The organism is Pseudomonas sp. 2,4-D, from assembly GCF_030418155.1.
Taxonomy (GTDB): Bacteria; Pseudomonadota; Gammaproteobacteria; order Pseudomonadales; family Pseudomonadaceae; genus Aquipseudomonas; species Aquipseudomonas alloputida.
This window is the reverse complement of sequence record NZ_JAUHUI010000011.1, coordinates 52,927-65,346: the sequence shown is the minus strand read 5'-3', so window position 1 is coordinate 65,346 and position 12,420 is coordinate 52,927. Positions and strand designations below refer to the sequence as shown.

Sequence of the window (12,420 nt, the reverse complement as noted above, 5' to 3'; positions counted from 1 at the left end):
GGAACCCGCGCAGCACGATGATTGGTAACACCACCGTCCACAATGGCACTTACGCAAGCGGTTACTGTTGAAATGGCACGACTCGACGAACAGGGAATACCGTTATCAAAGGCTGCACAGATTCGAAGGCGGTCGACCCGCCCGTGGTTGCGGGGGGTCCGATCGCAGACCTCGGCGAACTCACCCGGCAGAACAAGCTCCGCTTTTCTGACTTTCCACGTACTGTTCAGCCATAACCTTCCCTTCGAGAATGGCTTCTGTCGAAGAGGAGAATGGTCGACTCACACGCAGGGTTCGCGCCGTTGCGCCCGGCTTCCCTACCTCGACCAACATCCCTGTGGGAAATTCGACGCTCGACTCCCACAGCACGTAAATCGATGCCTGGTAACCAAGGTAGGAATGCACGTAAAGGTCATGACTGGTGGACTGAAGGGTCATCACTTTCTCCAACTGGGCGCCTCAATGCGCTTTTGATGGAGATACGACTCAAGCGATCTGACGAGCGTTCCGTTTTCCCTGCATTGTTATCCGTGAAGACGCGAGCCTCTGCGCGGGAGTGGTTCAGGCCCTGGTGCTTTGGGCGCAGGAAAAGCCTTGGCGACCCAGTCGTGAGCACGCTCGAGCGCCCAGGCCATCGCCGCAGACAGTTTCTGTCCACGGCAGTCAGGGTGTACCTCTTCGAGCAAGAGCACGCCTTTTTTCCCGTAGATACCCAAGAAAAGTTGAGTGGCGTTTTCAAGTGAGAGTCGGGCTTGGATGTTGATTAAAGTGCCACAGGGTAGGCGCTCATCGTAGTTGCGGGAATGCAACGCAGAATTGGCCCATTCCCAATAGATTTTGCCGCGATTACGCATGGAACGGACCTTGAACTCATGTTCTTGACTGGAGAGACAGAATACACAGCTGTTCCAATGAATCCACTGCTGAAGGTGTGTGTTACATTTTTTTACATCTGCTTTTTTCATTTAACAGCCGTGATCACACCACCCCCCACCCCTTCAAGCGCCGCGCGATCAGCGCACGGTCGCTCAAGGAATGTGGCTACGGTGTTCCGCTAGGCGAGCGCCATGAATTACCGGCGGATGGACAACCTGGCCTAGCGGACAGGCAACCTGGAGCATGACGCATCACGTTGCGCAGCCTTGGCGTCGGTATCGGCCTTGGAGTTCCATCGGTTCATTGCATGTGCTCGGATTGCTCATGCGTCGCTGCAAACACTAGATGCTGGTGGAGAGCCCTCAATCGAGAGCAAGATAACCGCACCCAAGCGATGGGCAAGATTTTCCGGCCGTCTTTCGACACAGGAGTGACCATGAAAGAGCACCATTACGCTGTCACCGTAAATTGGATAGGTAACACGGGTGCAGGTACTGCCAGTTACACGGCGTACCAGAGAGACTTCAACGTGGAGGCTCCAGGCAAGGCACCTATCCTTGGCTCTGCCGACCCCGCCTTTCGCGGGAACCCTGAACGCTGGAACCCTGAAGACATGTTGCTGGCCTCGATCTCGGCCTGCCACAAGCTTTGGTATCTTCATCTGTGCGCAGTCAACAACGTGAACGTCCTGGAATATGTCGACTACCCGGTGGGCCGGATGCTTGAAGGGGATGGCCAGCGCAAGGGCCATTTCAAAGACGCTGAGTTAAGGCCTCAGGTCATTATCAGCAGCCAGTCAGATCTGGATCTTGCAAGACGCCTGCATGACGATGCTCACCACGAATGTTTTATTGCCAACTCAGTCAACTTCCCTATCAGATGCAGTGCTGTTATCAAGCACCAGGACTAGATGTTTTGAATACAACTGTTTCCTTTGTTTAACAATGGCTTCTAATCGACGCTATCAATAGAAGGGGCGAGGCTCTCTTTCACGAGAGGCCGCTCCTTCGATGGGTGAGCCCCCTCAGGCCGTCCCAAACAGGCTCGCCCATGGTGAGCAGACGGATGTCATACTGATGGTAGGTTTGCCCTCGAGAACCTGGTGGCCAGCGGTGACGCCGACAAAACAAGTCGAATAGATCCGGAAAGTCTTTGATTGCTATGGCCGTGCGCAAAGGCGAGGACGTGCGCAAAGTGCTGCAAAACAGCAGCTCTGTCGCTTACTCCGACAGCGCAAGCGGTGTAAACCTCTCTAAAATCCTGTTCCCTCGCCATGACCCTGTATTCAGGTGCTGTCGTGAGCAGGAGCCAACATCATGCCGCAGCCCAGGGCTGTTCGACTATCTGGCATCGCCAGAAGCCGACGCAGCAATCAAAGATAGCGGCTTGACACCGCTACCCCATGCAGCAAGCTGACTGCGAACGCCGACAGGTCACTGCCGCGTATCTAGCTCTGCGTCAGCAACACCTCGTCTCGCGCGGCCTCATTGCGATGCGCTGAAACCTCGACCAGCACATCGATCTCAGGCTGGCTGCAAGTTTCGGTACAGCCGTGCTGCCTGCGGGGTGATTGGTGAGAAGCTCATCTGGCATCTAATGACCTTGCACAACCTGATCAGGCTGCGTGCCCATACTCGCGAGAAAAACATCGGTATCCCGATTGGTCCGCAGGCAGACCACGCGACAGCCCGGCGGGGCCGTCGCTACGAATCGCTTCATCGCTTCCCGAGACGAGGCTTTCGTCCGCCACATGAACCTGAAAAACTCCGGCAGATTGGCCAGCAACTCCGGGCAGTTGTCCGGCAAGTCAGGCCGGGATCGACCGCGGTTCAACATCGTTCTGAGGAGCACGCGCCAGAATCGAAGCGGAGCCGAGCGATCAATCCATATCACCATGTCAGCGCGGGCCAGCCGGTTGTTCCATGTGGTGGAATGCCCGCCTTCGAAGATCCAGTGCTCACGGGCCTCGATCTCATGACAAAGACGCGTCTTCTCGTCCCGGCTACGCTCGACCCACCCTGGCTGCCAATGAATCGTGTCGATGTGCACGACAGGCAAGCCTGTGCGCTCGCCAAGCTTGCGCGCCAGGGTACTTTTCCCAGACCCTGGCTGACCAATGATCATCACCCGTTGCATTCAAGCTCCCTCTTGCCATGCCTGCTGAATTTTGGGCGCGCGATTTTACGGCAATGGGCGACGTGGTCAACTGCAAGCGCTCTCATGCTCTGGGCGTTTGTTGCAAGTCGGCAACTGATCACGCCTCAAGTGGTGTAACTCATCGTGGCTCTGGCCACTGAGTTCGTCGTTTGGTTGAGCACGGCCGGCAGCTTGGTTTAAGGATAAGCGCTGACCACCTCGAACGCCTCCAATTGCATGCAGCGTCTTTGCAGGCACCACTCGTCGTTCTGCACGCGAATCGCCGCAGAGAGGAAAAGGGAGCAGTGACCTAAACACCGTTCCCGCCCCCGCCGTCGAGGAATGCGGAGTGCGTGAAACGGATCTCCGATCTCCACAAACAGTGGGTGCCTGTGCTGATTGAATTGGGGATCAAGCGTCGCCCCCCATACAACTGCCGTCACACCTATGCGACAATACGCTTAATGTCCGGCCTCAACCCCGCATTTATCGCCCAACAGCTGGGTCACAGCATTCAGATGCTGCTGTCGACGTATGCCCGTTGGCTTAATTCAAGCTCCGACTGGAGCGAGCTGGAAAAACTCAAGATTGGTATCAAATCGGTATCAGCTGAAAGCCCAGCGTCGTAAGTTACTGATAGGTAAGCCCTTTGATCTCCACCGCTAACATCACCATGCAGTTCGGCTCCAAGCCACTGTTCGAAAACGTTTCCGTCAAATTCAACAACGGCAACCGCTACGGCCTGATCGGCGCCAACGGTTGCGGCAAGTCGACCTTCATGAAAATCCTCGGCGGTGACCTGGAGCCGTCCGCTGGCCAGGTCATGCTCGAGCCGAATACCCGCCTGGGCAAGCTGCGCCAGGACCAGTTCGCCTACGAGGAATTCACCGTGATCGACACGGTGATCATGGGCCACGGCCAGCTGTGGAAAGTCAAAGCCGAGCGTGACCGTATCTACTCGCTGCCGGAAATGACCGAAGAAGACGGCATGGCCGTCGCCGAGCTGGAAACCGAATTCGCCGAAATGGACGGCTACACCGCCGAGTCCCGCGCCGGTGAACTGCTGCTGGGCCTGGGTATTCCGCTGGACCAGCACTTCGGCCCGATGAGCGAAGTGGCTCCGGGCTGGAAGCTGCGTGTCCTGCTGGCCCAGGCGCTGTTCTCGGACCCGGACGTGCTGCTGCTCGACGAACCGACCAACCACCTGGACATCAACACCATCCGCTGGCTGGAAACGATCCTCACGGCGCGTAACAGCACCATGATCATCATTTCCCACGACCGGCACTTCCTCAACAGCGTCTGCACCCACATGGCTGACCTGGATTACGGCGAGCTGCGCCTGTTCCCGGGCAACTATGACGAGTACATGACCGCAGCCACCCAGTCGCGTGAGCAGCTGCTGTCGGACAACGCCAAGAAGAAAGCCCAGATCGCCGAGCTGCAGACCTTCGTCAGCCGCTTCTCGGCCAACGCCTCCAAAGCCAAGCAGGCCACTTCACGTGCCAAGCAGATCGACAAGATCCAGCTGGCCGAGGTCAAGCCGTCCAGTCGCGTCAGCCCGTTCATTCGTTTCGAACAAGCGAAGAAACTGCACCGCCAGGCCGTGGTCGTCGAGAAAATGGCCAAAGCCTTCGACGACAAGGTGCTGTTCAAGAACTTCGACATCACCGTCGAAGCGGGCGAGCGCGTTGCGATCATCGGCCCCAACGGTATTGGCAAGACCACCCTGCTACGCACCCTGGTCGGCGAGATGCCCCCGGATGCCGGCTCGGTAAAGTGGACCGACAGCGCCGAAGTGGGCTACTACGCCCAGGACCACGCCCACGACTTCGAAGACGACATGACCCTGTTCGACTGGATGGGCCAGTGGACCTCTGGTGAGCAGGTTATCCGCGGCACTCTGGGGCGCATGCTGTTCTCCAACGACGAAATCCTCAAGTCGGTGAAGGTGATTTCCGGTGGTGAACAAGGTCGCATGCTGTTCGGCAAGCTGATTTTGCAGAAGCCGAACGTGCTGGTGATGGACGAGCCGACCAACCACCTGGACATGGAATCGATTGAAGCGCTGAACCTGGCGCTGGAAAACTACCCGGGCACCCTGCTGTTCGTCAGCCACGACCGCGAGTTCGTGTCGTCGCTGGCCACGCGCATCATCGAGCTGTCGGCCGATGGTGTGGTGGACTTCAGCGGTACCTACGACGACTACCTGCGTAGCCAGGGTGTGCTGGTCTGATTGATGGGACGGCCTGGCCATCTCGGATGGCCGGGCCTCTTCGCGGGCTTGCCCGCTCTCCCAAGGCCCCACCAGCGTCCAATACCTGTGCGGTCCCTGTGGGAGCGGAGTCCATCCCCATCCCACCGACCGGCACGGCCCGACGAATAATTCGTTAGCCTGCTGTCTTTTCCTTCGCGCAACGGCCATGATGGGACCACGCCCAACCGCCCGCCCGCGAAAGAGCCCATGACCGCGCAACAACCTGCCCCCGCCAGTAACACCCTGCACATCACCCTGCAGATCCTGTCGATCGTTTTCTATACCTTCATTGCGTTCCTCTGCATCGGCCTGCCGATTGCGGTGCTGCCCAGCTATGTGCACGACCAGCTTGGCTTTGGTGCAGTGATCGCCGGTGTAACCATTGGCCTGCAGTACCTGGCCACGCTGCTGAGCCGCCCGTTTGCAGGCAGGGTGGCGGACACTTTGGGAGGGAAACAGGCCATCCGCTTTGGCCTGTTGGGGATTGCCGGTTGCGGGGTGTTGACGTTGCTGTCAGCCTGGACCCTCACCTTGCCGCTGCTAAGCCTGGCACTGCTGCTCGGTGGACGCTTGCTGCTGGGCATCGCCCAAGGGCTGATCGGCGTGGCCACCTTGAGCTGGGGTATCAGCCAGGTCGGCCCCGAACACACTGCCAGGGTGATCTCGTGGAGCGGTATCGCCTCCTATGGCGCGATCGCCATCGGTGCGCCAGTTGGCGTTCTGGCCGTGGACGGGATGGACTTCAGCGTGCTGGGGCCGGCTTTGCTGGTGCTGGCAACCCTTGCCCTGCTGGTGCTTCGCAAGCGCCCCGACGTGGTCGTGATGCGCGGCGAGCGCCTGCCCTTCTGGTCGGCGTTTGGCCGGGTTGCCCCGTGTGGCCTGGGTTTGACCCTGGCCTCGATCGGCTACGGCACCTTGACCACCTTCGTCACCCTGTATTACCTCGAGCGCGGCTGGGCCGGTGCGGCCTGGTGCCTGAGTGCGTTTGGTGTGTGCTTCATCATTTCGCGGCTGCTGTTCGTCAACGCGGTCAACCGCTTTGGTGGGTACAACGTGGCGGTCGCCTGCATGGCCACCGAAGTGCTGGGCCTGAGCCTTCTGTGGCTGGCGCCCTCGCCGCCCTGGGCGCTGGTTGGCGCCGGGCTGACCGGTTTCGGACTGTCGCTGGTGTACCCGGCATTGGGTGTGGAGGCGATCAAGCAAGTCCCCAGCAGCAGCCGCGGCGCAGGGCTGGGTGCCTATGCTGTGTTCTTCGACATGGCCTTGGCCATTGCAGGCCCGGTGATGGGCGCCGTGGCGGTACACCTGGGGTATGCCTCGATCTTCTGCGTGGCGGCCCTGCTCGCCTTGGCCGGAGTCGGCCTAACGTTGTGGCTGGCGCGGCGCGCCCGTCGCAGCTGAACGCTCAGCCAGCACCTGGCTGAAGAACGCTGCCGTTTCTCGCTGCAGCGAATGATGGATATGCCGGCGGTCGACGCCATCGGCGTCCTTGCACAGCGCCGACATTCGCGCGTACTGCTCGGCATCGCAGTGGGCCATGAACACGAAATGCCCGGCACCGGCCAACAGGCGGTAGTCCGGTGTAACCGGCAGTTTGCGGGCCAGGGCCTCGGCATTACGGTCTACGGCCACAAGCTGATCGCTGTCGCCACTGTAGATCAGTGCGGGTACCTGCACACCGGCCAGCGCATGGCGCCCGAACAACAGGCTCAGCGGCGCCATCAACATGACCGCCCCCACTCGCGGGTCGGTCTCAGGCGCCAGTTCGCTACGGTCGGCAATCAGGATGCCGTGGGTCTTGCAGGCGTCTTCGTCATGCGGGCGCTCCAGGCAGTACTGACGCAGACGCTCCAGGTCGGGGCGTGCGCCAGACAGGATCAACGCGGTTTCTCCGCCGGCCGAGTAGCCGATCACACCCACCTTGCCGTCATTCAGATAAGGCCCGACCACTGCATCATCACGCGCTGCGGTGATCGCCGCGCTGACTTGCAGCGGCCGCCCATAAAGATTGCTCAGGGTGCCAAGGCGGCTGTGGTCGCGCACGTTGTCCCCCGGGTGCACCACCGCCACCACCACGAACCCTTGCCGCGCCAGCGACGTGGCCAGGTAATGCAAGGCCAATGGGCTGCCCGTATTGCCGTGAGACAGCACCAGCAACGGGAATCGCCCCATGGCGACGGGCGCCTCTTCGGCCACGTCGACGGGATACCCGTCTATACGGCTGATACGGGTTTTGCCAACGGCCGGGTAGAACGCCAGCGCTTGCATCGGGCGGCTATCGACCGGGTCGGTCAAGGTCATAAGGTGCAGGCCGGCAACCCACGGCGCGGCCTCGGCGCGGGCCAGCAGGCCGCCGAGCAGGACCAGCGCCAACACGCAGCGTGCAAGGGTCATCGGCCAGCGGTTCCTTACAGGACGAAGGGATAACCCAGCATAAAACCGGCCGGAGTTGTGCCGGATGAAAACTGGATGAAACCGCCGTCATGCAAGCTGCGCCTGCACCCTGTGCATTTGCGCATTGCGTCGAACCCGTGGCATAGATGCAGGTCAACGTTTTCACGTGACCGTTTTCGCGCCTTTAAAGGAGATTCATGCATGAGCAAGCCTGCCTACGTGCCACCCAAAGTCTGGCGCAACGACGCAGCCTCCGGCGGCCAGTTCGCCAGCATCAACCGCCCGGTAGCCGGCCCGACTCACGACAAGGACCTGCCGCTGGGCAAACACCCGCTGCAGCTGTATTCCCTGGCTACGCCCAACGGCGTCAAGGTCACCATTGCCCTTGAAGAGCTGCTTGCCCTGGGCCACGCCGGTGCCGAATACGATGCCTGGCTGATCCGCATCGGCGAGGGTGATCAGTTTTCCAGTGGCTTCGTCCAGGTCAACCCCAACTCGAAGATTCCTGCCCTGCTCGACCGCAGCGTGGAGCCGCCGGTGCGGGTGTTCGAATCAGGCTCGATCCTGCTGTACCTGGCAGAGAAGTTCGGTGCTTTGCTGCCAAAATCGCCGGCTGCGCGCACCGAATGCCTGAACTGGTTGTTCTGGCAGATGGGTGCGGCGCCTTACCTGGGCGGTGGTTTTGGCCACTTCTACGTATATGCACCGGAAAAGTTCGAGTACGCCATCAACCGCTTCACCATGGAGGCCAAGCGTCAGCTGGACGTACTTGATCGTCGCTTGGCCGAAAGCCGTTATCTGGGCGGTGAGGAATACAGTATTGCTGATATTGCCGTGTGGCCGTGGTATGGCCAGCTAGTGCGCGGCAACCTGTATGACGCCGCGCAATTCCTGGCGGTTGACGAGTACCCTAACGTACAGCGCTGGGCCGAGGATATCGCCCTGCGCCCTGCTGTGCAGCGCGGTACACGCGTGAACCGTACCTGGGGAGATGAACACAGCCAGGTGCCGGAGCGCCATAGCGCCGCCGACCTGGAAGGTTGACGCAGACCGTGTGGGAGCGGCCCTTTGACAACAAAAGGCCGCCCCCATAATGGGCCGGGTGACGCCTGTGAATACCCCCGACAATGCCCCCCTGCATAAAACCATTTGCCCCTGCGCAAACCTGCGTCCGCCAAGCCCTTCTTGTACACTCCTCGCATTAGCCCCCACCTGCACATTTTTTTGGTGAACGCATGATCGAGGTAACCGAGGTTTCCATTGCCGAGCTGCGCGACGCGCTCGAGTCGGGCCGCACGACAGCGGTCGAGCTGGTCAAGGCCTACCTGGCGCGCATCGACGCCTACGATGGCGCTGACACGGCCACTGCCCTTAATGCCGTAGTGGTACGCAACCCGGAGGCGCTGAAAGAAGCCGAGGCCTCCGATGCCCGCCGCGCCAAGGGCCAAGTGCTTAGCCCGCTGGACGGCATCCCCTACACCGCCAAGGACAGCTACCTGGTCAAAGGCTTGACTGCCGCCTCCGGCAGCCCTGCCTTCAAGGACCTGGTCGCCCAGCGCGACGCCTTCACCATCGAGCGCCTGCGCGCCGCCGGTGCCGTGTGCCTGGGCAAGACCAACATGCCGCCCATGGCTAACGGTGGCATGCAGCGCGGCGTCTATGGCCGCGCCGAAAGCCCGTACAACGCCAACTACCTGACCGCGCCCTTCGCCTCGGGCTCGTCCAACGGTGCCGGAACCGCCACCGCCGCCAGCTTCAGCGCCTTTGGCCTGGCCGAAGAAACCTGGTCCAGCGGCCGTGGCCCGGCGTCCAACAACGGCCTGTGCGCCTACACCCCGTCGCGCGGGGTGATTTCGGTGCGTGGCAACTGGCCGCTGACACCGACCATGGACGTGGTGGTGCCCTATGCCCGCACCATGGCCGATCTGCTGGAAATCCTCGACGTGGTGGTAGCCGATGATGCCGACAAGCGCGGCGACCTGTGGCGCCTGCAGCCATGGGTGCCAATCCCCGCTGCCTCGACGGTACGTCCGGCTTCGTACCTTGAACTGGCGGTAGATGCCAGCGCGCTCAAGGGCAAGCGCTTTGGCGTACCACGCATGTATATAAATGCCGATCCCGACGCGGGCACCGCCGAGAAGCCAGGCATCGGTGGGCCGACCGGCCAACGCATCAACACCCGCGCCACGGTGATCGACCTGTGGCAACAAGCACGCCAGGCCCTGGAAGCGGCGGGTGCCGAGGTACTGGAAGTGGACTTCCCGCTGGTGTCCAACTGCGAAGGCGACCGCCCAGGCGCGCCGACCGTGTACAACCGTGGCATCGTCAGCAAAGCATTCCTGCATGATGAACTGTGGGAACTGTCGGGCTGGGCCTTTGACGACTTCCTGCGCGCCAACGATGACCCCAAGCTTAACCGCCTGGCCGATGTCGACGGGCTGAAGATCTTCCCCCACGACCCGGGCACCTTGCCCAACCGTGAAGATGACCTGGCTGCCGGCATGGACGAGTACGTCAACATGGCCAAACGTGGCCTGAAGACCTGGGACCAGATCGAGACCCTGCCCGACGGCCTGCGCGGCCTGGAGCAGACCCGCAAGCTGGACCTGGAAGACTGGATGGACAAGCTGGGCCTGGACGCGGTGCTGTTCCCCACCGTAGCCGACGTTGGCCCGGCCGATGCCGATATCAACCCGGTATCGGCGGACATCGCCTGGAGCAACGGTGTCTGGGTAGCCAACGGCAACCTGGCAATCCGTCACCTGGGCGTGCCGACCGTGACCGTGCCGATGGGCGTGATGGCCGATATCGGTATGCCGGTGGGGCTGACCTTTGCCGGGAAGGCCTATAGCGACAACGCGCTGCTGAGTTTTGCTGCCGCGTTCGAAGCCACCGGCTCGCGCCGGATGATTCCGCCGCGCACGCCGGCGCTCGGCTGAGTCTTACAGGGCCCACAAAAGCAGATCGCGAATTTCAACCATATGTGTAAAAATGCACAAACAGTTGATTTTGCGATCTGCCATGCCTATCCCCCCCAGCGAAGAACGCCAACTCACCCTCACCGTGCTCAAGGCCGCCATCCAGGCCCTGGGCAGCGTTGCCGCGCGCAATATGGAAATACTCCTGCACGACCTTGACCACCCCGAACACTCGGTGGTGGCGATCATCAACGGTCATCTTTCCGGCCGCAGCTTAGGCAGCCCGATCCTCGCCGCACCGGAGCAGGACCAGGGTTTCAAGGCACTGATGCAGGCCTCGGCCGACCAGCACGGCAGTGAGCCGGTGGTGCTGCCCGATTACCCCACTACGCTCAAAGGCCGCACGCTACGAAGTGCCACGGCAATCTTCCGTGACAGCAGCGGCCACCCGTTCGCCAGCCTGTGCGTCAACACCGACGTCACCGGCCTGGATGCTGCCATGAACTTTCTCCAGCAGTTGCAGCCGCTGGGGGCCATACCTGCGGTCAACGAACCTGCCGACATGGAGCTGCTGATGAGCGAGATCATCCAGGCCGCCCTGCAGCGCAGCGGCCAGGGGCGGATGAACAAACAGGCCAAGGTCGAGGCCGTGCGCGTCATGCAGGAGCGCGGCCTGTTCATCGTCAAGGGCGGCGTCGAGAAGGCTGCCAGCGCCCTCGGCGTGACGCGCTACACCATTTACAACTACCTCGAGCAACTACGCGGAGCCAGCCAATGACCTTGCACATTCATACCCCCCTGATCGAATCGCGCCCGCTGTCGTTGGCGGCCGGTCGTAATATCTGGCTCAAGCTCGACGCCCTGCAACCCTGCGGTTCGTTCAAACTGCGCGGTGTAGGCCACGCCTGCGAGGTACACCACGCGCGTGGCGCCCGGCACTTTGTGTCCTCGTCAGGTGGCAATGCCGGTTTGGCAGTCGCCTACGCCGGACGCAAGCTGGGGGTGCCGGTGACCGTGGTGGTACCCGAAACCACCACCGAACGGGCCAAGCAGCTGCTGCACCTGGAAGACGCCAAGGTGGTGGTGCACGGCAGTTCATGGCAAGAGGCCAACGCCCTGGCACAGACACTGGTAGGCCCGAACGATGCTTTCATCCACCCGTTCGACGACCCACTGCTGTGGGCCGGGCATGCCAGCCTGGTGGATGAAGTGGCCGAAGCCGGCCTGAAGCCGGACGCGGTGGTGTTGTCAGTCGGCGGGGGCGGCTTGCTCAGTGGCGTGGTAGAGGGGCTCAAGCGCAATGGCTGGGGCGATGTGCCGGTGCTGGCAGTGGAAACCGAGGGCGCGGCGTCGCTGCATGCGGCCATGCAGGCTGGGCATTCGGTGGAGCTGGAGCGCATCGCCTCGGTGGCGACGTCGCTGGGGGCCAAGCGTGTGGCTGATCAGGCGCTGACGTGCGTGCAGCAGCATCCGGTGCACAGCCATCTGGTCAGCGATCGCGCAGCGCTGGAGGCCTGTGAGCGGTTTTTGCTGGACCACCGTGTGCTGGTCGAGCCCGCGTGCGGGGCGGCGTTGGCAGTCGCCTATGATGCCAAGGCACTGGGCGCCTTGCGCAATGTACTGGTGGTGGTCTGTGGCGGCGCTACCGCAACACTGGAGCAGATCCGGGCCTGGCTGCATCAGGCAGACTGAAGCTGCCATCTGTCGGGGGTGATTACGACAGTCACATGCACCTGATCTACTAGGCTCGCCGCAACCGAAAAAGCCCTCGCAATAGCGTCAACCCTGACGAAATGCGTATCCCGCCCTTTCGGTCTGCGGCAAGTGAAGGCACAATGC

General features: G+C 61.5%; 11 protein-coding genes and 1 pseudogene. 8 read left to right on the top strand and 4 right to left on the bottom strand.

Going from position 1 to position 12,420, the window contains the following annotated elements:
* Window positions 1–180 precede the first annotated feature (180 nt).
* Entirely contained in the window at window positions 181–438 is a 258-nt protein-coding gene (locus tag QYE47_RS10775; protein ID WP_070383878.1) for a hypothetical protein, read from the bottom strand.
* A gap of 86 nt (window positions 439–524) precedes the next feature.
* The gene (locus tag QYE47_RS27285) at window positions 525–854 is read right to left on the bottom strand and encodes a hypothetical protein (protein WP_019438536.1); all 330 of its coding nucleotides are present in this window, start codon (window positions 852–854) and stop codon (window positions 525–527) included.
* Window positions 855–1,312: 458 nt separating this feature from the next.
* On the opposite strand from QYE47_RS27285, the gene QYE47_RS10770 reads away from it, so the two are divergent.
* Window positions 1,313–1,786, top strand: a complete 474-nt coding sequence (locus QYE47_RS10770) for an OsmC family protein (RefSeq protein WP_014591152.1) — start codon at window positions 1,313–1,315, stop codon at window positions 1,784–1,786.
* Between the two features lie 683 nt (window positions 1,787–2,469).
* Here the strand turns inward: QYE47_RS10770 and QYE47_RS10765 are convergent.
* The gene (locus tag QYE47_RS10765) at window positions 2,470–3,012 is read right to left on the bottom strand and encodes an AAA family ATPase (protein WP_019438537.1); all 543 of its coding nucleotides are present in this window, start codon (window positions 3,010–3,012) and stop codon (window positions 2,470–2,472) included.
* Between the two features lie 272 nt (window positions 3,013–3,284).
* Between QYE47_RS10765 and QYE47_RS10760 the strand changes: the two are divergent.
* From QYE47_RS10760 to QYE47_RS10750, 3 genes and pseudogenes are all read left to right on the top strand, one after another.
* Window positions 3,285–3,641 (top strand): annotated as a pseudogene (locus QYE47_RS10760) (site-specific integrase); the annotation flags it as partial.
* A gap of 20 nt (window positions 3,642–3,661) precedes the next feature.
* A complete protein-coding gene (locus QYE47_RS10755; RefSeq protein WP_070383877.1) occupies window positions 3,662–5,248 on the top strand; it encodes an ABC-F family ATPase in 1,587 nt (528 codons plus the stop codon).
* A gap of 228 nt (window positions 5,249–5,476) precedes the next feature.
* Entirely contained in the window at window positions 5,477–6,670 is a 1,194-nt protein-coding gene (locus tag QYE47_RS10750) for an MFS transporter (protein ID WP_070383876.1), read from the top strand.
* Here the strand turns inward: QYE47_RS10750 and QYE47_RS10745 are convergent.
* Window positions 6,632–7,663: a dienelactone hydrolase gene (locus QYE47_RS10745; RefSeq protein WP_070383875.1), complete on the bottom strand. Its 1,032-nt coding sequence runs from the start codon at window positions 7,661–7,663 to the stop codon at window positions 6,632–6,634. The genes QYE47_RS10750 and QYE47_RS10745 overlap by 39 nt on opposite strands.
* 201 nt (window positions 7,664–7,864) lie before the next feature.
* Between QYE47_RS10745 and yghU the strand changes: the two genes are divergently transcribed.
* The 4 genes from yghU to QYE47_RS10725 all read left to right on the top strand — a co-directional run bounded on the left by yghU (window position 7,865) and on the right by QYE47_RS10725 (window position 12,273).
* The gene (yghU, locus tag QYE47_RS10740; protein ID WP_014591211.1) at window positions 7,865–8,707 is read left to right on the top strand and encodes a glutathione-dependent disulfide-bond oxidoreductase; all 843 of its coding nucleotides are present in this window, start codon (window positions 7,865–7,867) and stop codon (window positions 8,705–8,707) included.
* A 191-nt stretch (window positions 8,708–8,898) separates the two neighbouring features.
* On the top strand, window positions 8,899–10,602 hold the full coding sequence (locus tag QYE47_RS10735) for an amidase (protein WP_014591212.1): 1,704 nt from the start codon (window positions 8,899–8,901) through the stop codon (window positions 10,600–10,602).
* 82 nt (window positions 10,603–10,684) lie between these two features.
* Window positions 10,685–11,359, top strand: a complete 675-nt coding sequence (locus tag QYE47_RS10730; RefSeq protein ID WP_070384476.1) for a PAS domain-containing protein — start codon at window positions 10,685–10,687, stop codon at window positions 11,357–11,359.
* Entirely contained in the window at window positions 11,356–12,273 is a 918-nt protein-coding gene (locus QYE47_RS10725) for a pyridoxal-phosphate dependent enzyme (RefSeq protein WP_070383874.1), read from the top strand. The genes QYE47_RS10730 and QYE47_RS10725 overlap by 4 nt, the downstream gene beginning before the upstream one ends.
* Window positions 12,274–12,420 lie beyond the last annotated feature (147 nt).